At 60.9% G+C, this 17,772-nt stretch carries 23 protein-coding genes and 1 tRNA gene; 5 read left to right on the forward strand and 19 right to left on the reverse strand.

The annotated features are described in order from the left end of the window. Position 1 precedes the first annotated feature (1 nt). Genes ASE60_RS20485 through ASE60_RS20495 form a run of 3 tightly spaced genes read right to left on the reverse strand, consistent with a single transcriptional unit; the run spans position 2 to position 3,362 of the window. Complete coding sequence (locus ASE60_RS20485) at positions 2 to 595, reverse strand: DUF2163 domain-containing protein (protein WP_057252451.1); 594 nt, start codon at positions 593 to 595, stop codon at positions 2 to 4. After that, positions 592 to 1,260, reverse strand: coding sequence for a hypothetical protein (locus ASE60_RS20490; protein ID WP_057252453.1), 669 nt, complete (start codon positions 1,258 to 1,260; stop codon positions 592 to 594). The genes ASE60_RS20485 and ASE60_RS20490 overlap by 4 nt, the downstream gene beginning before the upstream one ends. Further along, on the reverse strand, positions 1,260 to 3,362 hold the full coding sequence (locus tag ASE60_RS20495) for a phage tail length tape measure family protein (RefSeq protein WP_057252455.1): 2,103 nt from the start codon (positions 3,360 to 3,362) through the stop codon (positions 1,260 to 1,262). Before ASE60_RS20495 ends, ASE60_RS20490 begins: the two co-directional genes overlap by 1 nt. Before the next feature lie 60 nt (positions 3,363 to 3,422). Between ASE60_RS20495 and ASE60_RS20500 the strand changes: the two genes are divergently transcribed. Both ASE60_RS20500 and ASE60_RS20505 read left to right on the forward strand, forming a co-directional pair. Then, positions 3,423 to 3,884, forward strand: coding sequence for a hypothetical protein (locus tag ASE60_RS20500; RefSeq protein WP_057252457.1), 462 nt, complete (start codon positions 3,423 to 3,425; stop codon positions 3,882 to 3,884). Positions 3,885 to 4,004: 120 nt separating this feature from the next. Continuing rightward, entirely contained in the window at positions 4,005 to 4,667 is a 663-nt protein-coding gene (locus tag ASE60_RS20505; RefSeq protein WP_057252458.1) for a hypothetical protein, read from the forward strand. Between the two features lie 340 nt (positions 4,668 to 5,007). Here the strand turns inward: ASE60_RS20505 and ASE60_RS20515 are convergent, their stop codons facing one another. From ASE60_RS20515 to ASE60_RS20525, 3 genes are read right to left on the reverse strand one after another with little or no spacing between them, the layout of a single operon-like run. Next, the gene (locus ASE60_RS20515) at positions 5,008 to 5,397 is read right to left on the reverse strand and encodes a hypothetical protein (protein WP_057252462.1); all 390 of its coding nucleotides are present in this window, start codon (positions 5,395 to 5,397) and stop codon (positions 5,008 to 5,010) included. Between the two features lie 14 nt (positions 5,398 to 5,411). Then, complete coding sequence (locus ASE60_RS20520; RefSeq protein WP_057252464.1) at positions 5,412 to 5,897, reverse strand: hypothetical protein; 486 nt, start codon at positions 5,895 to 5,897, stop codon at positions 5,412 to 5,414. A gap of 1 nt (position 5,898) precedes the next feature. Continuing rightward, positions 5,899 to 6,324, reverse strand: coding sequence for a phage tail terminator-like protein (locus ASE60_RS20525; protein ID WP_057252466.1), 426 nt, complete (start codon positions 6,322 to 6,324; stop codon positions 5,899 to 5,901). Between the two features lie 13 nt (positions 6,325 to 6,337). On the opposite strand from ASE60_RS20525, the gene ASE60_RS34730 reads away from it, so the two are divergent. After that, the gene (locus ASE60_RS34730; RefSeq protein WP_156414690.1) at positions 6,338 to 6,580 is read left to right on the forward strand and encodes a hypothetical protein; all 243 of its coding nucleotides are present in this window, start codon (positions 6,338 to 6,340) and stop codon (positions 6,578 to 6,580) included. Here the strand turns inward: ASE60_RS34730 and ASE60_RS20530 are convergent. Next, the gene (locus ASE60_RS20530) at positions 6,531 to 6,977 is read right to left on the reverse strand and encodes a hypothetical protein (RefSeq protein WP_057252468.1); all 447 of its coding nucleotides are present in this window, start codon (positions 6,975 to 6,977) and stop codon (positions 6,531 to 6,533) included. The two genes, ASE60_RS34730 and ASE60_RS20530, sit on opposite strands and share 50 nt — an antisense overlap. Continuing rightward, positions 6,977 to 8,014: a phage minor head protein gene (locus ASE60_RS20535; protein WP_057252469.1), complete on the reverse strand. Its 1,038-nt coding sequence runs from the start codon at positions 8,012 to 8,014 to the stop codon at positions 6,977 to 6,979. Before ASE60_RS20535 ends, ASE60_RS20530 begins: the two co-directional genes overlap by 1 nt. A gap of 96 nt (positions 8,015 to 8,110) precedes the next feature. Between ASE60_RS20535 and ASE60_RS20540 the strand changes: the two genes are divergently transcribed. After that, positions 8,111 to 8,683 (forward strand): hypothetical protein, encoded by a 573-nt coding sequence (locus ASE60_RS20540; RefSeq protein WP_057252471.1) that lies wholly within the window; start codon positions 8,111 to 8,113, stop codon positions 8,681 to 8,683. A gap of 8 nt (positions 8,684 to 8,691) precedes the next feature. Here ASE60_RS20540 and ASE60_RS20545 read toward each other — a convergent pair whose 3' ends face one another. The 9 genes from ASE60_RS20545 to ASE60_RS20585 all read right to left on the reverse strand — a co-directional run bounded on the left by ASE60_RS20545 (position 8,692) and on the right by ASE60_RS20585 (position 16,258). Continuing rightward, complete coding sequence (locus ASE60_RS20545) at positions 8,692 to 9,054, reverse strand: hypothetical protein (protein ID WP_057252473.1); 363 nt, start codon at positions 9,052 to 9,054, stop codon at positions 8,692 to 8,694. Then, positions 9,054 to 9,548, reverse strand: a complete 495-nt coding sequence (locus ASE60_RS20550; protein WP_057252475.1) for a DnaT-like ssDNA-binding protein — start codon at positions 9,546 to 9,548, stop codon at positions 9,054 to 9,056. Before ASE60_RS20550 ends, ASE60_RS20545 begins: the two co-directional genes overlap by 1 nt. 133 nt (positions 9,549 to 9,681) lie before the next feature. Beyond that, positions 9,682 to 10,038, reverse strand: a complete 357-nt coding sequence (locus tag ASE60_RS20555) for a hypothetical protein (RefSeq protein WP_057252477.1) — start codon at positions 10,036 to 10,038, stop codon at positions 9,682 to 9,684. Between the two features lie 12 nt (positions 10,039 to 10,050). Next, positions 10,051 to 10,989, reverse strand: coding sequence for a DUF2184 domain-containing protein (locus tag ASE60_RS20560; protein WP_057252479.1), 939 nt, complete (start codon positions 10,987 to 10,989; stop codon positions 10,051 to 10,053). An 11-nt stretch (positions 10,990 to 11,000) separates the two neighbouring features. Then, on the reverse strand, positions 11,001 to 11,465 hold the full coding sequence (locus ASE60_RS20565; protein WP_057252481.1) for a DUF2190 family protein: 465 nt from the start codon (positions 11,463 to 11,465) through the stop codon (positions 11,001 to 11,003). Continuing rightward, positions 11,465 to 12,613, reverse strand: a complete 1,149-nt coding sequence (locus ASE60_RS20570) for a DUF2213 domain-containing protein (RefSeq protein ID WP_057252483.1) — start codon at positions 12,611 to 12,613, stop codon at positions 11,465 to 11,467. The genes ASE60_RS20565 and ASE60_RS20570 overlap by 1 nt, the downstream gene beginning before the upstream one ends. A 417-nt stretch (positions 12,614 to 13,030) precedes the next feature. Beyond that, positions 13,031 to 14,398 carry a phage portal protein gene (locus ASE60_RS20575; RefSeq protein WP_057252484.1) on the reverse strand — a complete coding sequence of 456 codons (1,368 nt, stop codon included), beginning with the start codon at positions 14,396 to 14,398 and terminating at the stop codon, positions 13,031 to 13,033. 8 nt (positions 14,399 to 14,406) lie between these two features. Then, entirely contained in the window at positions 14,407 to 15,807 is a 1,401-nt protein-coding gene (gene terL / locus ASE60_RS20580) for a phage terminase large subunit (RefSeq protein ID WP_057252486.1), read from the reverse strand. Next, positions 15,794 to 16,258, reverse strand: coding sequence for a DUF2280 domain-containing protein (locus tag ASE60_RS20585; protein ID WP_057252487.1), 465 nt, complete (start codon positions 16,256 to 16,258; stop codon positions 15,794 to 15,796). The genes terL and ASE60_RS20585 overlap by 14 nt, the downstream gene beginning before the upstream one ends. Before the next feature lie 23 nt (positions 16,259 to 16,281). On the opposite strand from ASE60_RS20585, the gene ASE60_RS20590 reads away from it, so the two are divergent. Continuing rightward, positions 16,282 to 16,506: a hypothetical protein gene (locus ASE60_RS20590; protein WP_057252489.1), complete on the forward strand. Its 225-nt coding sequence runs from the start codon at positions 16,282 to 16,284 to the stop codon at positions 16,504 to 16,506. Here the strand turns inward: ASE60_RS20590 and ASE60_RS20595 are convergent. Together ASE60_RS20595 and ASE60_RS20600 are read right to left on the reverse strand one after the other, a co-directional pair. Then, on the reverse strand, positions 16,503 to 17,123 hold the full coding sequence (locus ASE60_RS20595; protein ID WP_057252491.1) for a putative metallopeptidase: 621 nt from the start codon (positions 17,121 to 17,123) through the stop codon (positions 16,503 to 16,505). The genes ASE60_RS20590 and ASE60_RS20595 overlap by 4 nt on opposite strands. Before the next feature lie 495 nt (positions 17,124 to 17,618). Next, a tRNA-Met gene (locus ASE60_RS20600) sits at positions 17,619 to 17,709 on the reverse strand. Between the last annotated feature and the right edge of the window lie 63 nt (positions 17,710 to 17,772).

A 17,772-nucleotide genomic window follows, 5' to 3' on the forward strand; every position in this document is an offset into this window, starting at 1 on the left:
CTTACCGTGAAACCTGTCCCCATTCTTCTGGGATCGTTCCGACTGTGGCGACATATTCGAGCCCCGTGTCGGTTTCGTCATTGTCAAATTGTTGCTCGGCCTGAGATCGCTTCACCAGCGTCTGACCTCGCGCCGACCGACCGGGCGGCTGAAGCTCGATTGTGACCGAGAGCGTGCGAGTGCCGTTGTCATCGACAGCGCCCTTCTCGTAGCGGACGTTGTCAATCTCATAGATACTGGAGGCAAGGATGCCGAGCACCTGGTCGCTGTTCGGCACGCCGGCGAGATGCGTGATGATGACCGGAGAGTTGGGGTAGTCATAAAGTTCAAGCTGCGCAATCGCATCCTCGGGATCCGTGACCGGGATGTTCGAGAAGCGCACCGTTCGGCTGGTGACCGAGACCCCGAGCGCGCTGCGCATCTCCCCCGGCTGAATGAACCGGTTCGGCAGGTAGGTCAGCCCATTGTAAGTGTAGGGCCGACCGCCCCGATGATAGCCAACCGTCTTGCCGGGCAAATCGAAGCGGATCAGGTCGATACGTGAAATATGCCCGCTCTCAAGAGCAGCGACGACGGCGGGATCAAGAATGCTCATGAGTAGAAAACCTCAGTTGCTGTGAACGAGGGAGAGCGGTTTGCCCATGATTTCTTCCCGTCGTAACTGCCGGGATCGATTTGCATGGTGCACGAAGGCTTCTCGAAATGAACGGTGCAAGTTGTGTTGAAGACGCCGGTATCCAGGCCGTATCGGATCGTCAGCGTCGCGACGCCGCTTCCGTTTGCGGTCGCCGGCGCGATGATCCGATGCAGGGACCGCACAAGCTGGCTCTTCCTGATCTCGGCGTAGTCCCCGGCCGACAGACGGAACCCAGCAGGAAGCCCGGAAACTACGATCGTGGTCGGGTTCGTGATTGCTTGAAGGACGGCATCGCCGTTGAAAGCCCCACCCCCGGCTTTGGTGCCGGAAAGCGGGAGACCCGTGTCGTGAGCTAGAGGTCGGGGCCGGAAGACATCATGAGCCAAGAACGTTTGCCCATTGTCGTCAAGCTGCATCATGAAAGCATCCATGACGCCAAACTCAGGACGAAGCAGCGGACGGGTCACGTAGCTGGCGACCCAATAGGGCGTTCCGAACGTCTGGCTTTCGGTTCGGCGGCCTTCCATCTGATCACTATTGCGAGGCTGGATTGGGTCGAACCTGCATTCGGCCCAATCCTTCCGTCCGTCGGTGAATTTCGGAAGAGGAACTGGATCCGGCATCAGTAGACCTCACCGCCGTTGTCGTACTCGTTTTGCTTGCCCTGATCGTAGGCGCGGATGTTCTCGATGGTCACGTTCTCGCTCTCGGATCGGATTGTCGGCCGGAACATCGGACCTTCCTCCCCGATGACGCGAAGGACGACCTGCATCGGCTGCGCTTGAGCGGGCGAACTGCTTTGTGCGGGTGCGTTGGTGTTTGCTGGCCGGTACAGGCGATGATTCGGGATCACCTCTTCGCCGCCTTTGAAGCGGACCAGCTCAGGCCCCTTCTCGCCGACCCAAGCGACCCCGGGTCGTGCCGACGAGGTGCCGGTCGCGTATCCGCGCAGACCTGCCCAAGGATCGGCAGACGATGAGCCGCCACCGAAGATGCCGCCGAGCAGTCCCAACAGGCCACCGCCACCCTTCCCCGCATTGCTGACCGTGAACACGGCGTCGATGACGTCGGTCAGCAGCTTGTCTGCGATGCGATCGAGGACCCCGAGTGCCGCGTCACCAAAGGATCGCCATATCGACTTTCCGCGCTCGATACCGGCGAAGAAGTCATCGAAAAAGCCTTGGGTGAGCACCTTGCCGAAGTCGAGCGCCTGGCCCAACAGCCGAGTCTCTTCCTCGATCGACGCCATGGTCTCGGCGAGGCCAGCCAGTTCGCTCCTCTGGGCGTCAGTGAGCGAGATGCCGCGCTGCTGCGCTTCGTTCAGGAACTGCTGCTCATATCGGAGCGCGGCCGCCGCCCGTTCTGTGAGGCCCATTGCGTCCCGCTCCGCCTCGAGCATTGCGATCTGGCGCTTCGCCCCGGCGACGATGTCGGCGTATTTTTCCTGCTCGCTCTTGCCAGCGCGCTTCTTCGACTTCTCGTCGACGTCGGTCAGGCCTTTAGCGAGCTCGCGCAGTTTGTCAGAGGCAGCCGACGCGCCTCGACCGATGGCGTCCACCACGCCGCCGACATAGTCAGTTCCTTGAGCGGAATTGTAGGCATCGCGGGCGGCCTCCATGGCTGAGCCTAGAGCTCCGGAGTTGGAGTTGGTTATACGCCCGAACTTCACGGGCTCAATGATCAAGTCGTTGTAATTCTTAAGCGGCTGCCCAATGGATTCCATCCAAAGCGCATAGTTGTTGATCAGGTTGTTGAGGCCATCTACGGCCTTCTGAACCATGCTCTCGATACCGCGAATGACCATGTCTGCGGTCGAATAGACGAAATCTGCGATCGCTTCAGGGAGCCGTCCCCATACCGCCTTGATAGCTTCGTAGCCGCCAATGAATGCGCCGATGACGGTATTGATGCCGTTTTTCGCGTCGGCGACGATGTCGCGCCCAAAGATCTCCTTCAGTTCGTCGCGGAAAACGATGGCCGCGGCGACAGCTGCGGTAATACCCGCAACGAAGGCAATCGCAGGGTTTGCCAAGGCGAACGCGCCGGCAACAATACCCAACTGTACGACAAGGCGACCGAGCAGAGCGATCAAAGAAACAATACCCCCGACGATGGTGGGAGCGTACAGCAGGGTCAAAGCCCCTGCCGCTCCGATCGCAAAGGGGGCGATCGGCTCCAACACGTCGGCTAGGCCTATCAGCGCGGACTGGGCGAGCTTCGACCAGTTTACGAACTGCAGCAAAGCGGCCACGAGTGCGATCAGACCAATTGTGATCAGGCTTACCGGCGATATGACCGACAGGAATGCTTCACCGAGCCCCCGCACTGGGTTCTCCATTGTCGACAACACAGCGGCGAGCTGAGTTCCCTGCTGCAACGCAATCTGCATCGGCCCCATGCCCATCTGGGCGGAAACGGCAATATCCTGGAACTGAGCGGCGATGTTGGCGAGATTGCCCCTCCCCCCCGCGTTGTGACTGTTCTGGTTCGCCGCCACGTTCATCAAATGGATTTGCTTCGATGCCGCCGCAGCGGCGGTGCCCTCGGCGGCATATGCTTTCGCGGCAGCTGACGCCGCGCCAGTCACACCACGATTTGCGGTGGTCAGTCCGTCAACCTCGGCCTGCGCCCGCGCCGCCGCACCGGATACCTTGTTCAGTTCCGTCGTGGCGCGCTCGGTCCCGTCCGTCTTTACCTGGATACCGAGTTGGGCGATGTCTGCCATGGCTTTTCCTTTTCGGAGAACGTGCGCTATCGTCCCGCCGTTTCAATCGGAGGATGATTCATGCGCAGCACTGCGGTTGCGATTTTGATTTTTCTGGCGAACGTCTGCTTAGCCCAGGCGGCAGATGAAAAAGCCGATCCGCGAGCCGTGGATTATTGCAAAGCGACAACGGGGACTTTCGTCGGGGTCGCTGAGTGCTTGCCCGATGCACATGTGGCCGTCAAAACACTAGACGCATTCGAGAACCTTTACCCGACGGCGGCTCAAACGTTGCGAACGAAATGTGCCGAGCGAAACAAGGGCAACACCATCGGTACTGCGGTGTGCGTTACTGAAGCCATCCGCGCCGCGCTAGATCTAAAAAAGGCTCTTCCATCGGGATCAAAACTCGACGACCCGGTGTTCGAGGCTGTTTCGGATACCGCGTTGAGCGAGAAACTCGACCAAGCCAGAGAGGCGGCGAAAGCTACATTCCCGAACCAGAGCGTGTGGGGCGGATCGAGCTACATGCCTTATAAATAGCACCGAGCCCATCGGGAACAAGTGCGGTAGGCGAAGTGCCTATTCTCGCCCAGGCGGATATTAGAGCCTCGACATCAATCAACACGCGTGTTTCACTTTGATCGAAGGTGACGCACACGAATGGAGGCTAGCATTTTCTGGTTGGTCTTATTGGTCGCAGCAGGTGCTGCTATTTATCTATTTCAGAAGTCTAGACCGCCGAAAGCGCACCAAGAATCGCTGCCTCGTCGACAGGAATGGGGTGCCTCCGAGAAGGGAAACCCGACTCAGGTTTACAAGGGCAAGAACGTCACCGTGTTCGAATCCGATGGTGGGTGGAAATTCACTATCGGTGACCCGAACGATCGACGTGAACCGTATTTTTCCGAACCGTATGAGACTGTCGACATAGCGAAGACGGAAGCGCTCCGGCACATGAACCGCCTACCCTCGCTACACCAATCGTTGCCGGAGCAGCGTCGTGAAGAGCGTCGCCAAAAGGAAGAGGAACAACGCGAGGAGTTTGTTTCCAACGAACCCGAGATTATCGCCGCATTAGCGGCCTCCGTTGACACCGCAGCCAACATCACTGAGCTCAGGAAGATCGAGCGCAAAGCGGAGACTCAACTCCGCCGCGTGGACCGGGTTGTAGATTCTATCGCAATTTACGGTTCCGACGATGCGATCGAGAAAGCGTTGCTTGTCCAGAAAGACGCCCGTGAATTGTTGGAGAAGATCCGCGCCCGCGTCGTCGAACTGAAAGGGAAACCCAAGACAAAGAACGGTGGGCCATCCGACAGTTAGTTTGCAGCTTCTCTGGCTCTAATCGCCTCACTCTCTTTCTCGATCTCAGCGCAAAAGCACGCATCGATCGCCTTGAGAATTGAGGCCTCTTCGCGTGTGACAATGTTGCCCGTGACTTGGCACCAGGCGATCAGATCAAGGTTCGAAACCGGTACCGGCCCCGAGAAGCCCGGCGGCTGTGACTGCCGGAGTTCCCAGAACCAATCCCAGATGAAGGTGCCGTGTTCGGGCACCTCTGCGTCTGGACTTTCAGTCTCGAACGCCTCATTGCGTTCCCGCCTGGTCTCGCCATCCTTATCTCGGACGCTGTCATATCGAGCGATGACGGCGACCGCCTCGGCTAGGGCCTCGCCGAGCTCTTCGTAAAATTTGCGCGATCCTCCGCGGCAGATGCGACCTGATCATAGATCCAGCCGGCCTCTTCCAGCACCTCGCGGGCCTTCTCGAAGTTGCATTCGGGCTTCTCGCCCTTCCAATCGTGATCGCCCCAGTCCCAGGAAGCGATCGCGGCCGCCGCCCGGTCCAGGTACTCGGCCTCGACCTTGGATGCCGTCAGCTTCTTCTTGCGGCTGGCGAGGAACTTGTCGCTATGCTGGCGGGCGATCCGCTTGACGGCGTCGCTCTCGGTCGAGCGGATCATGAAGCGGATGCCGATCGGTTCGTCCGTATCCGGGCCGGTGAGCTTCAGTTCGTAGAGCTGTTCAGAATTGACGAGCTTGGAAATGTCCATGGTTCACCTTCAGATTACGGGATGATGGTCGGGTTGACGCGAATCGGTAGCTGGTTAAGGCCGATCGTGAAGCGCTCGAGCTCGAAGTCGTCGGAGCCGCCGCCCGGGTAGAGCGGGCCGGAAACAACGCCGCGACTGTAGAAGATCGTGTTCGTCTTCCCGGCGCCGCCGTCGTTGCGCTCGATCTTGATCGCCATATTGTCGAGGTTGAGAGGGTCGCCGAAGGTGCGCAGGATGATCTGGCCGGCATCATCGAAGACGGACGCGACCTCAATTTGCGGGTCGCCGGCGTTCGCCGTGCCCTTCTGCTTCTGGGTCACCGGCTCGTCGAGCGTGTTGTAGCTGTTCATCGTGCTGTCGGCGCCGAAATCGCCGACGTTGCCGACCTTGCCGACCTGCACCCAGGTTAGAGCCACATAAGCGGACTGGATCAAATCGGTATTCTGGGCGAGCGCGCAAACATAGACCTTGCTGCCCTTCTTCGTTGCCTTGTTTGCCATGTCAGTTCTCCGGTTCGAAGGCGTGGTAGGGAATGGAGACGGGGATCTGTACCCGGTCGTCCTCTTGGAGTGGGCCAGCCGCCCAAGGCTCGCTGCTGATCGTGATCCTCACGCCAGAGGCGAAGAGTGTCTGGTTCTTGAAGTGGTCAACGACCTGGTCGACCACCGCGAGCGCGTCGATGATGCCCTGCCCGACCGGCCAGACGACCGAGACCTGCAACAACCCTCGCTTCTGCTGCGGATCGTCGCCCATGGTGATCTGACGCGTCCGGTTGGGCATGAAGGACAGGCGCAGGTACTTTGCCGGCGTAGGCTGTCCCGCCGCCGGAAAGACGACGTTCGGGCCGGCTATCGGCAAAACCTGCGGCATGGCCCGCAGCCGATCGGTCAGCGCCTTGAAGATGATTGCGTCGGTACCGGTCGCCATGTATCGATTGCCTATGTCTGAAAAGCCGCCTCTCAGCGACGATGAAGTCTACGAGCGTATCCACGACGCCCTGCTGGCATTGGGACGCGGCGACGGCGCGACAGTGCGAGGCGACACCACCTTCAAAGCGGCGCGCAAGGCACTGTCCGTGCTTCAACTTGGCCTGCTGGTCTCCATCGAGAACGGAACCGAGGTGAATGCCGCGATTAAAGTCCCAGACGAGACTTCAACTCTGCCGCCTTCCGATCCACGATGATCGGCCAGTTCTGAGCGGCCATCCGGACAAAGCCGTCGGCAGGCTGCCCGTTTGCTCCATACTCCCGATGGCCGGCATATGCTGCGGTGTAGCCGAAGTAGAGCGTATCCCCGATGTCGGCGCCCGCAATCACCGCTTCCACCTGAGCGAAGTCGGGACTATATGCCCTGCCCTCGGTTGGCTTGGACGAGGCGTTGATGGCCGGCATCGACGTCGAAGACGCAAGCAGGGAGGCGCGCAGAAAGCCAGTATCGACGCGCATTCGCCCGCCCTGCCCGACGGGCGTCTGCATCTCCTCAACGACCTCTTGCACGCTTTCTTTAAAGACCGCTTCGACCGCGCCCTCGATCTTGTCGGCCCACTGAGCGACCGCTGCGCTGAACGACAGCGTCGCCATCAGACGGCCTCCGCACGGAAACGGCGCGCGACGGCGCCGATGTGGTCGATCTTGTATTCAAGCCGGCAACGGCAGCCCGCGATCTCGCTGACCGGCGCGCGCGGGTCGCCCGGGTAGCGCAGGAGCGCTCCGGATGGGCTCTGAAACACCTCGTCTATGCCTACTGCCTGGCCATTCAAGACGCGGTGCGTGTGACGCACGCGTTTGTCGCCAGCATCTCGCCATATCTTGGTGACGTCCTGCGCCTGAACTTTGCCGCCTTCGATCTGCTGGCGGATCGCTTCGTCGCGGGCCGAGCCGAGCGCCATCATAGTCTCAGTGCGCGCCAGCATCTCGCCGCGGAGAAGCAGGTTCTTGTCGCGCAGCCTGCCGAGGACTTTGGTGAGAGCGTCGCCGGTGATCGGCTTCCCCTCCCGCATAGCCGCCGCGATGGTGCGGTCGAAGCGCTTGTCGCGGGTCTTAAGCTCGAAGTACTCGCCCATCAGCTTCGGGTCGCCCGACGCGAGATTGAGGCGCGCCCGCTCGATGAACGCGATTTGGTGACGGGTCAGGCCGATAACGCCGCCCTCACGCTGCTTGCTCACTCTGTTGACGCGGCCGACAACGTCGAGCGCCGTCGAGCGCGGGTTCGCGCCTCTGGCAAGTCCGGCTTCCAGCGCCTGGCGGATGCCCTGCCGCTGGTCGTCGGTGATGTGGGTGACCATGGTCGACGACAACTCGCGCAGGATCGCCTCGGCGGCCGGGTTGCGAACGCCGAAGCGCCAGATGACCCGGTTGCCCTGCGGGTCGGTCACCTTCGGCAGCTCACCGATTGCGTTCGTGCCGCCAGCGTTGAAGGCCTCCTGCAGGGCGATTTCGAGTGCCGAGAAGGCTTCGGGCTCGATCTGCATTGCCTCGACCGCGCCGTTGATATCACCACGATCAAGCCGCTCAATGACGCGTGCTAGGACGATGGACGAGCGGATCTCGTCGAAAGCCTCTCGAAATGCAGCGGCAAGTCTCGGCTCGAAGGTGGCAATCAGGTCATCAAATGTCATAGGGTCTTTCTTCGCACCCCGGTCGCACAAGTCGACTATTCGGGAAGTTGTGGCATTATCTGAGCTTCTTCGGGTCCAATCGAACGGGGCAAAAACATGATTGCCGATGTCGCTGCAGAACCACTCACAAACGCAGGGATCGCTACGAGTGCCGCAGATATTGCGATCCTGGAGAAACTGCTGGTTAGGGAGACAGAAAGCCAAGCCGACCACTATTTTGATGAGTCTAGTGGCAATGAGCACCAAATTGTCTTGGCCGGAGAGGAGCCCGCCGGCTTTTACATTCGACCAAGAAACCTCATCGTTAACTGGCGCTCTGTTATGGGCACGACCTTACCAAATGCCGTTTTCGCTACAGTCTCCGCGGCGCAGCTGCCGTGGTTGACGCCATTCGCTGTCCTGGCGATCATTTGGGACGCGAGGGCGAAAATGGTCGTACCGCTAAAGCCAGAGCATGCCATCGTGCTAAGAGCGGTATATGAGTGTGGCGCACACGCGACCGAGCCCGAGATCGTAAAAGCAATCGCGAAACGTCGTTGGCAAAATCCGCATACGCCTGCGCATATCGATGTAACCACAGTACTTGATCAGCTTTCAGACGCGTCCCTCGTAGAATTAGTAGACGGAAAAGCGCACCTCATCGACGACATCGTGATCGAGATGCCCTAAGCCGCCGGTCAGCGAGTTCTTCCCTGCACGATGAACACAACCGGCGTGATGCCGTCGAACTTGTTCGGATCCCCGGCGATGACGGCGTAGTCGTTGCCGCTGGCCGTGACGACGTCGCCGACGGTCGGCTCGATCGCCAGGCCGACGGACGAGATGTAGATCTGCATGTCGCCGGTCTTGATCGTGGTGCCGTCGATGTAGCGGGCCTCGTAGGCCATCGGGACAAGTGTTGCCGGGTATGGCGTGGTCACGGGCTCGCCGCCGAGAACGTTGTCGGGAGGAGTGATGCGCGTGACGACGCCGACCTGGCCGAACTTGGCAATGAGGCGCTGCGCCGTGGCTTGCAGACGGGCGTAAAGCGGGTTGGCCATCAGACTACCAGCGCCCCGGGCCAGATCGGCGTCAGGAACGGCCAGAGCAGACCCTCGATTGCGGTGACGACCGGCGTTGCCAGTGCAACCACATCGTCGATGTCGGTCGACGACGAAGTCGCATACTCGACTTCAAGCTGCCCGACCTTTTCGCGCTTGACCGTAGATGTGCCGGTGACAACGGGCGAAAGACTGCCCGGGTTCGTCAGTTCGAGGAATGCCGCCTCATAGGAAGCGTTGATGATGGGGGTTGGCACCTCACCCGATGGGATCGCCTCCCCGTGATAGGTGGACGCGCCGGTGCGTGGCCATGCCCGCTCCTGGGCATATCCGCCGGTGCGGTGACCATTGATCCGAGGTTCGTACCGATCGATCACCAGAGAACCGCGCTGGCGCGCTGCGGTCTTCTGAGCATCGGTCGTGCCATCGGGGAAGACATAGCCGGCCGCCGTAGCGTAAGCCGTGAAGCCGTCGTTATCGCCATATCCGGCCATGTCATTCCTCTCAGATTACATTAGTCTTTCATCAATAAAGGCGGTGCATTCTTGCTCACAGCAGGGAGCGCCAGCACTCACACTGCTGGCGTAGGGAGGGGGCTCGCTGTCTTTACAGCGGCCCCATTTGCTTTCAGGGCTTGGTTGCCAGGTCTTCGAGAGCGGCGATGATCTCGTCCTTCTTGGCCGGCGTCTTGTCGCCGAGCAGCTTGGCTGCTGCTGCCTTGAAAGACATGAACTGCACGTTCGGGTCGGTTGCCATCGCGAGGACTTCGGTCACGGACTTCGAACCGTCGCCTTCGTCAGCACCCTCCTCGTCGCCATCAAGGGTCAGATGGCCGGCATCCACCCAGGCTTTGACCACCGGATGACCCTTGATCGTCTTCCAGTCTGATGTTTCGACTTCGAGCGAGCCGCCGCCGGCAATGACCGGACCGCCCGGGATGCCGAAGCCACCCGGGCGCGTATTCTGAATGGTAATCTTGGACATAGCGAAAACTCCTCAGATGCCGTCGAGGTAGCGCATCGCGCCGGGACGACGAACTTCGACACCGCCGAGGCGGAAGATGCCCGGCACTTCGAACTTCAGCAGGCGCTGCTCGGCCTGCAACCAGCGCAGCGGCATCGGCACGTGCATCTTCACGACGTCGGGCGAGCGGCGGTAAGCCACCATGCGGTGGGTGCTCCCGGCGCCAGCGTTTTCCAGCCCGAACACGGCACGGATCGTCAGCGGCCGGCCGGTCCGAATGGTGTAGATGTTTGCGCGCTGGATGTGTTCCAGGATGGTGGTGGTCATCGTCGCGTCGAGACGCTTTGTGGCGATGAGTGCATATCGGTCCTGGTCGAGCAGGATGGTGTCTGCCTGCTCGATGCCGTTGGAGGCAGTGAAGATCACACCGAGGACGCTATTGACGTCGGCGAGGATCTCGTCGGCCGTCTTGGTGGTCCAGGTCGCCGTACCGCCCGCCCCGTACGCCGCGGTGAGTGCGGTAACGGAGGTCGTGTTGAGCAAGCCCTGCATGCCGAGCTTGGAGCGGCCGAGGAATGCGACGTTGTCGACGTACTGCTCGTACTTGCGACGGGCCGCATCAGCGCGGTCGTTCTGCAGGCGGATGCCATAGGCCTGGGCATGGGCAAGCTCCTGCAGATTGTACCGGTAGCCGATTGCTGCCATCCAGACACGGCTGTTGCCGCTGTCGAGCTTGAAGTCGACGAACGGGATGTCATCTCCATCCGGAGCAAACTCTCGCGCCTGGCCGACGTCGTCGCCCATCGAGAAGAAGTCGATGGCGGTGGTCCAGTCCGGCGCCGAATTATCGACCGGAACCAGTTCACGATACTGGAAATCCGGATACTCGCGAGCGTAGATGCCCGGCTCGATGTAGTTCTGAGCCGTGCGGAGGAAGTTCAGCGCCAGCGCGGGCGCGTCAGTGGTGAACATCTGTGTTCTCCTTACTTGGTGACGCCCAGGCGCAGGCGCGCGAGCTGGTTGGTACCGCTCGTGACGCTTGCCCATTCGGCATTTTCGATCAGCTGGTTGGCCGACGAGTTGGAAACGTTGGTGAAGCCGCCTGTTGGCGTCATGTAGACGGGATCGCCTTGGGCGACAGCGACAAGCGCAGTGACCCAGATCGAACCGTTTTTCATGACGCTGATCTGGTCGTACGGCTTGTAGACCTCGCCGTTGGCGAAGGGCAGCGTGCGATCGACGACGGCGACGCCGGCGAACTTGCCGATGGCGGCCGGCAGCTTCACCGTGTCCTCGACGGTGTCGTAGATGACGCCGACCCCAAACGGGATGTTGCCGGAGGCGGCCGCAACGATCATCGAGGTGATGAAATGCGGCTCGCTGGTCGCGATCATGCCGGGATAGCCGGCCGGGGTATCACGCGAATAGGAGACGGGAGGGAAGGCCATTATGCGTTCTCCTTCTGATTGCCCATCCAAGCGTTACGATCGCGAGCAAGCATTGCCTCGTAAGCCTTGTTGGAGTCGGTGAGGTCCGCGTCCGACGTCAGCCCCTGCTTGACGACACTGCGGAACGGATCGCTGGGGTTCTTGGCCACGTCCTCGACGAGCATGTCGAAGCGGGCATCGATGTAGGCGTCCGACTTGTCGGCGACCGCAGCATCACCGATCTTGGCGACGACCACAGCCTTGCGGATGGCGGCATCGGACAGGCCCGCGGTCTTGACGTCCTTCGCCAGAACCTTGGCCTTGGCGACGAGATCGGCGCGGGCCTGAACGCGCTTGTCGAGGTCGGCGTCGGAAAGCACCTTGGCCTTCGTGGCGTCAATCTCGGCATCCTTCTTCGCCAGCTCGGCATCCTTGGCGGCCAGAGCCGTCTGATGTGCCGTTTCGGTGGCGGTAAGCTTGGAAACGGCGTCGGCAAGGCGCTGCTGGAGCGTGCCGATCACCGTGGCGCCCTGGTCGGTTACTTCAACCGGGATGCCATCGACGGTAACCGTCTTCAGGGTCATGATCTTTTCCTCTTTCGGTTTCTGATCACTGGTGAACGGGGCGGCGCCCCACTGTCCCGCACCGTCGCCGATGCGAGCTTGCGATCCGGCGCGGCCACGCTCGACGATGGCGACGTGGTTGATCCGGATATCTTTCTGGATGGCGTCGTACTTCTCGCCCTCGGGCGTCGTGCCCGGCTCCCATGCGAGATCGCAGGTGTAGCCGGCGGAAAGCTCGCGCTTGCCCTCGTCGATCGCCTTGATTGCCGCGGCGTCCATAACGACGAGCGGGATGCGGACGAATTCTCCGTCGCGCGCCACCTCATCGCCGATCTGGCCGACCGATACTGCCTTCCATGTGTCGGCGGTGACCACTTCGGTCGGGTGATCGTTCGTCACCGGCTTGTGGGCGTAACTGCCGAGGCTGTCGCGGGCGAAGACCTGATCGGCCGGACGATAGACCTTGACCACCGGCAATTCAGGCTTGCCGACCTCGTGACCGGCATAGTCCTGGATGCCAGTACGCGCTGTCCGGACCTCAGCAACTAGGTAGCCGTCGGCGGTCCGTCGCGTGCCCGCGATCGGCGCAGTGTCTGTAAATTTCATGAGTAGTACCTCAGAAGAAAAACGATCTGCGGCGATGGCGGTCCGACACACCGTCAACGCAAGCAGCGAGATCAGACCATGGTCCGATACTAAAATTTCAGCGCTGGGCTAGGTTTTGGACCCGCACAACAGTCGAAGGAGTTTTGTCGTGACAAAGGTTTTGGTTGCCGCGATGGCGCTGGTAATAGTTGGTTTCTGGGGTTCTGTCGGCGTTCTGATTTACTCACTGCTTGCGTCTTAGTTAGTAGCGGAGCCGTCGTCTCTCCCCTATAGTTGCTCCCGGCAATGGAGGTTGCCTAGGGAGGATTGTATGAGCGACACCACATTTGGATTTCTGTTGGCGGCCGAGTTGTCGGCCTTACTCTGGGCCGCACTTTTCATGGTGATATTCTCGGCCTCTTGATGAGCCTATCGGGTTCATCGCTCCTGAATTGACTGTGCGACTGCTGCGGCCGCAAGCTCGTCTTCGGAGGGCTCCTGCTCGCTCAGCTTGCCATATTCCTCGATCGCCGCGTCCAGGCCGGGCAGCGACCCATCTTCGACGAGCGCATTAACCAGAGCGTCGGACACAGCCTCACGAGGAATAATTTCCTGTCCCGGCGAAGTGCCCACCAATTGGCGCGCGGCATCAGCCTTCGTCTTGAAGACGTCAGCCTTTTCCTTCTCCGACATGCCCCAGAGCGGTGCCCACTCGTAGTAGATATCCGGGTCGCGCGAGCCGGTCCCGCTGCGGATGATGCACTCGTCGAGGCGCATCATTGCCGGTGTCATCTCGACCTCCTGCATGGCCTGCAGGCGATCGTAGTAGTTGCGAAGGTCGCTTTCACCAGTGGCGTTCATCCCTGCCGGCGACTGTCCGAGCAACCGGGTTGCCGGAATGTCGGCCGCGCCGGATACCAGCTGCATGAACGACATGAGCACGTCTGGGAGTGTGGCGAAGCTCGCCGTCTTCTGTTCGAACTCCTCCTCCTTGTCGAGGAGGAGGTCGCCGTTGATGCCTTTGGCCGTGGCCGCCAGTGTGTAGCGTTCAAGGATCTTGGCGCGGTACCGCTCATCACCGACGTTCTGCATGAAGTCGGGGATGCGGATCACGTTGACCTTCGCCTCGAAGACGAGGCTGGCAATGTTCGCCGCAGTACCGTCGGCCTGCTTGATCGCCTCGACGACCGACAGGAGCACGCTGTCGCCCCAGCCGGCATAGGTCGTGGTGACGATCTCCTCGTCAGGCTGGGCGGCGCCGTTGAAGACGACCAGGCGCGACGGGTGAATGTCGACCTGCACGCCGTCCGTCGACTTGATCTGGTAGACCTTGGGCTTGCCGTACCATTCGGAGGCCGGGTCGCGATCGATCTCGCCCGCCGTCAGATTGCGACGCGAGATGACCGTGAGGTACTTCAGGCCGCCTTTGCCAACGCGCTCGACGTCGAGTGGCTCGGTCAGGTTCTGATCGCCGGTACCGATGACGACGGCAGCGCCGCCCCAGAGCCGAGCCTTGATCTTGGCTTCGAGGATCTTGCCCTTGACGTTGAGGCGCTTCTCTTCGGCCTCGATAAGCTCGATCTGAGCCTTCTTCGCCTGCCAGTCGCGCCAGGCACGGACGCTATCGAATGCCGGGATATCCACGATCTTCCGCGGTAGCCACGCGCCACGGTAGGCGTTGAGCAGTTCCTCGTCCGAAAGCACCGGCATCGAGTAGAAGGTCGACGCCGCCTTGTCCCGGCTGGTGCCGATGTTGGCAACCATGTTCGTCAGGCTGTCGCGGACGAAAGCGATGATGTTTCCCATGTCCGCTCCTAAACGTTCGCCAGCGTGAACGTGCTTGCGCTCAGAAGCGCATTGAATGCTCTGCTCGTGCTGTCGGCGTCGTCATCATGTGTCGCTTCAGGAAAGCCTTCGAGCGACGAAAACCATGCTGCATTCCAAGGCGCTCGAAGGAGCAGGACGTTGCCCGCTTCCGCCTGGGCAGAGAACGGGCTGAACCGTGTCACCTTGTCACCGGATTCGGGTGTGGCCCGTACCGTGAAGCCGGCCAGCAGCTTCGTCAGGTTGGTGACCTGCGATTTGCCCGCCTGGCCAGGATCCTGCGGCAGCGATATCTGCACGTCCTTGCCGTCGGCTTCTGCCGTGTTCCTGATCAACCGCTCGACACCTGACGGTGACAGGAAGTCGTTGCAGTGATGCGCCACGATGTAGCGCCCGTCCGACAGCTTGCCGATCTTGGTACCGGCCGTGGCGTCTGGGTCGGTACCCTCTGTCTTCGGCGTTGCCGCCATGTCCCAGCCGCGCATCCATTTGACGACGCCGGCTGGGATAGCATCGACGACCTCGCACCAACCGCGCTGGAACAAGAGCCCGGCAGCCGGACGAATCTTCCAGTTGCCCCCGAGGAGGCGTTCGCGCTCAACCGTCGGCAGGGCCATCAGGTTGGCGAGGTAGCCGGGATCGGCTGCCATCAGCGCCTTGTTGTCCGTCAGCTTGGCCGGGACGAACGTCACCGACTTCGGCTCGATCGGCTTCGGGTTGCCGTTCTCATCGGGTGCCGTGTACTCGGCGAGTTCCGACGGATGGTCGGCCCAGATGATGGAATCGCCGATGCGGACGAAGTAGCGAAGGACGCCCGCCCGCTCCGGTATCGGCAGACCAGTATCCTGGTCGATCCACCACGAAATGAACTCGGCGACCCAGCTATCCGCATCCGGGTTGCAGGTTGCCCTGACATACGGTCTGACGCCGCACATCGAGCGGTTACGCGACAGCAGATACCAGAACTGCTTGGCACTGAAGTGCGTGAGCTCGTCGAAGCAGATCAGCGGGATCTGCGAGCCCTGCCAGTTCGAAACCGTCTTGTCGTGTTCGAGGTGCGCGAAACTGACCGACGCCCCAGATGGGAACGTCCACGACAGATCCGGCGCCACCTTCGGCTTTGCGTTCAGGCTGGGATAGAGCTTCTCGCTCTCGTCCCATAGGCCGCCCTCGTTTCGGACCTGCACCAGCGTGCGCCGGAAGAAGACCGCGCCGAACTGCGGGTTGGCAACATGGCGCAGCGGCTCCATGAGGAGCGCCCACGTCTTGCCGCCACCTGCCGACCCGCCATAGATCGCGATATCTGCTGGCGAACCAAGGAATTGTGTCTGCGGGCCAGCCTGGGGCCGGATGATTGTCTGGGCGCCCTGCCCTTGCTCAACCCCTGCCATTATCGGGCAACTGGAAGATCGTCACCGGAGAGACCGGCGTCGGAAGATCCTTGCCGTCCTTGCCCGTGATCTCGCGTCGGTTCGTATAGGCGCCGCCGACTTCTTCCGCCGCCTGTTTGAGCAACGATGATGCCAGCACCATGTTGCCCTGGTTTTCTGCCTTGTCTGCCATGCGTTGAAGAGCGCGGAGACGAACGGCGCGATGGCTGATCGCGATCGAGGCGGTGTCCTCAAGGAAGGTCTTGCGGGTCTCCTCGAAGAGAACGCGCCACTTGGGCGCCAGGCCGGATGCTGCCTTCTTGTTCGGATCGTGGCTCTCGACGAGTTGCCGGCTCACTTCGAGGCCGTATTCCTTCTTGACTGCCGCAGATACCACTGAAGGGCTATCGAAACACGCCAGGGCCTGCACGATGTAAGTTTTGACCTCGTCAGAGAGTTTCGCTTTCGCCATGGCTGTGTCAAAGTCCCGTCAAAATGACCATTGAAGCAGACCACCAGCATCGAAGGTACATCGTCCGCTACCCGGACGGCATGACTGCTGAAGAGGGCCACGCCCTGCTAGAACAGGCACGAGATGATCTCGCGCCTAACCTCACCCTGATAGCTGCCGACGACGGCGCCACGATCGAGGGCGAAACCTGGCACGTCCTATCGGTCTGCTTGGCCCTGCCGCTGTTCGAGGTGAACGAGATACTCTAGGCGACCCTAAGCTGGCAGGTGCCGCATGCGTGTGCGATCTGCACTCTGGCGATCTCGGGTTTCTGGCTGGCTGCATCGACCATGGCGCGGATGCCGGCAGCATCTGCCCCGTACCTACGGACCACCCCGACGAACTCTTCGACGTCATGTCCCCGAATGACGAACACCGGGCGGCCCGTCGACTTGCTGAACTTCGGCGCGCCGAAAGCATCGACGTCCTGGGCGGCGTGATAGAGCTCGTGCTCGACCAGCGCCATGAACTCGGCGTCTCCACACTCTCGGCAGTAATCGGCGTCCAGCGTGATGATGAAATCAGGGACGTGGCGGAACCACTGCTTCACCTGCATCTCTGCGCGAGCGCATGACCACCTGCCCATTGTGCCTTGCGGAGATCCTGTCTCGCACTGGCCGATGACGCGGCGCCCCTTCTTGCTGTTGCTGACTGTGGTCCAAAGGTAGCCGATGTCGGCGAAGCTCAGGTGGAGATGATCCGGGTTGTGGATCGGCGACGCCGGGTCGAGGAACGTTGCGTCCACCCAGTCTGGCATGTCTTCAGCCGGGGCGAAGGCTGGCGAGGTGATGTCGTCGAACATCGAGGATGGCGGTCGTGGCCTCATACTAACTCGACCCTCGCTCACGAAAATGTGACCAGAAAATGCGGTGCACCGAACGTTCCGCAAACGACATCAAACGACATCAGGTGACAACAGCTGTCATCAACTGACAATCAGACGCAAGGAAACGCAAGAACCGACAAGTGAGAGGGCGACTTGTCGCGGCAACCATTTCAGGCATATTGCGGCAGCAGGCAGCACCGATTTTTTTGGTGAAAGGTGCGCCATGCAAACTGCAACAGATATCCTCAAACTATCAGTCCCCGGCTTCCAAGCCGAAGCCACTGGTCAATTCGCCATCGTGGCGCTGCTGACCCTGGTTGCCTTCATCTTCATCTCTCGAAGGCCACGGCGGTGACGTCACCGCCTCGAAGCGGGCTGGAGTGCTCTGGTGCCTCGACGTGCGGTTGGCTTCCCGCTTGTCTTCCTTCCGGCTACGCAGCCTAACCGGCGAACGGCTTCTGGTGGGCGGGCCCCGAACCTATTCCGCCGTCGCTGCGGCAGCGGCCGGGCTCCCCGGCGTGTTCGTTACGGGCCCTCGACCTCCAGCTTATGAGGCTGGCGAGCTACCGGGCTGCTCTACTCCGACGAAAACCCTGAATTTCTACTGAAAGTTTAATCTCTAATACTCGCCGAACGACGTAAGAACGTG

This window comes from Ensifer sp. Root278 (assembly GCF_001429285.1).
GTDB lineage: Bacteria > Pseudomonadota > Alphaproteobacteria > Rhizobiales > Rhizobiaceae > Ensifer.

What these genes read in the sequence shown, in the direction of transcription:
- ASE60_RS20490 (WP_057252453.1), bottom strand. Translation starts at nt 1,260, where the DNA reads ATGCCGGATCCAGTTCCTCTTCCGAAATTCACCGACGGACGGAAGGAT.
- ASE60_RS20505 (WP_057252458.1), top strand. Translation starts at nt 4,005, where the DNA reads ATGGAGGCTAGCATTTTCTGGTTGGTCTTATTGGTCGCAGCAGGTGCT.
- ASE60_RS20590 (WP_057252489.1), top strand. Translation starts at nt 16,282, where the DNA reads ATGACCATTGAAGCAGACCACCAGCATCGAAGGTACATCGTCCGCTAC.
- ASE60_RS20560 (WP_057252479.1), bottom strand. Translation starts at nt 10,989, where the DNA reads ATGTTCACCACTGACGCGCCCGCGCTGGCGCTGAACTTCCTCCGCACG.
- ASE60_RS20520 (WP_057252464.1), bottom strand. Translation starts at nt 5,897, where the DNA reads ATGGCAAACAAGGCAACGAAGAAGGGCAGCAAGGTCTATGTTTGCGCG.
- ASE60_RS20545 (WP_057252473.1), bottom strand. Translation starts at nt 9,054, where the DNA reads ATGGCCAACCCGCTTTACGCCCGTCTGCAAGCCACGGCGCAGCGCCTC.
- ASE60_RS20500 (WP_057252457.1), top strand. Translation starts at nt 3,423, where the DNA reads ATGCGCAGCACTGCGGTTGCGATTTTGATTTTTCTGGCGAACGTCTGC.
- ASE60_RS20540 (WP_057252471.1), top strand. Translation starts at nt 8,111, where the DNA reads ATGATTGCCGATGTCGCTGCAGAACCACTCACAAACGCAGGGATCGCT.
- ASE60_RS34730 (WP_156414690.1), top strand. Translation starts at nt 6,338, where the DNA reads ATGTCTGAAAAGCCGCCTCTCAGCGACGATGAAGTCTACGAGCGTATC.
- ASE60_RS20555 (WP_057252477.1), bottom strand. Translation starts at nt 10,038, where the DNA reads ATGTCCAAGATTACCATTCAGAATACGCGCCCGGGTGGCTTCGGCATC.
- ASE60_RS20535 (WP_057252469.1), bottom strand. Translation starts at nt 8,014, where the DNA reads ATGACATTTGATGACCTGATTGCCACCTTCGAGCCGAGACTTGCCGCT.
- terL (WP_057252486.1), bottom strand. Translation starts at nt 15,807, where the DNA reads ATGGCAGGGGTTGAGCAAGGGCAGGGCGCCCAGACAATCATCCGGCCC.
- ASE60_RS20565 (WP_057252481.1), bottom strand. Translation starts at nt 11,465, where the DNA reads ATGGCCTTCCCTCCCGTCTCCTATTCGCGTGATACCCCGGCCGGCTAT.
- ASE60_RS20525 (WP_057252466.1), bottom strand. Translation starts at nt 6,324, where the DNA reads ATGGCGACCGGTACCGACGCAATCATCTTCAAGGCGCTGACCGATCGG.
- ASE60_RS20575 (WP_057252484.1), bottom strand. Translation starts at nt 14,398, where the DNA reads ATGGGAAACATCATCGCTTTCGTCCGCGACAGCCTGACGAACATGGTT.
- ASE60_RS20595 (WP_057252491.1), bottom strand. Translation starts at nt 17,123, where the DNA reads ATGAGGCCACGACCGCCATCCTCGATGTTCGACGACATCACCTCGCCA.
- ASE60_RS20585 (WP_057252487.1), bottom strand. Translation starts at nt 16,258, where the DNA reads ATGGCGAAAGCGAAACTCTCTGACGAGGTCAAAACTTACATCGTGCAG.
- ASE60_RS20550 (WP_057252475.1), bottom strand. Translation starts at nt 9,548, where the DNA reads ATGGCCGGATATGGCGATAACGACGGCTTCACGGCTTACGCTACGGCG.
- ASE60_RS20530 (WP_057252468.1), bottom strand. Translation starts at nt 6,977, where the DNA reads ATGGCGACGCTGTCGTTCAGCGCAGCGGTCGCTCAGTGGGCCGACAAG.
- ASE60_RS20570 (WP_057252483.1), bottom strand. Translation starts at nt 12,613, where the DNA reads ATGAAATTTACAGACACTGCGCCGATCGCGGGCACGCGACGGACCGCC.
- ASE60_RS20485 (WP_057252451.1), bottom strand. Translation starts at nt 595, where the DNA reads ATGAGCATTCTTGATCCCGCCGTCGTCGCTGCTCTTGAGAGCGGGCAT.
- ASE60_RS20515 (WP_057252462.1), bottom strand. Translation starts at nt 5,397, where the DNA reads ATGGACATTTCCAAGCTCGTCAATTCTGAACAGCTCTACGAACTGAAG.
- ASE60_RS20495 (WP_057252455.1), bottom strand. Translation starts at nt 3,362, where the DNA reads ATGGCAGACATCGCCCAACTCGGTATCCAGGTAAAGACGGACGGGACC.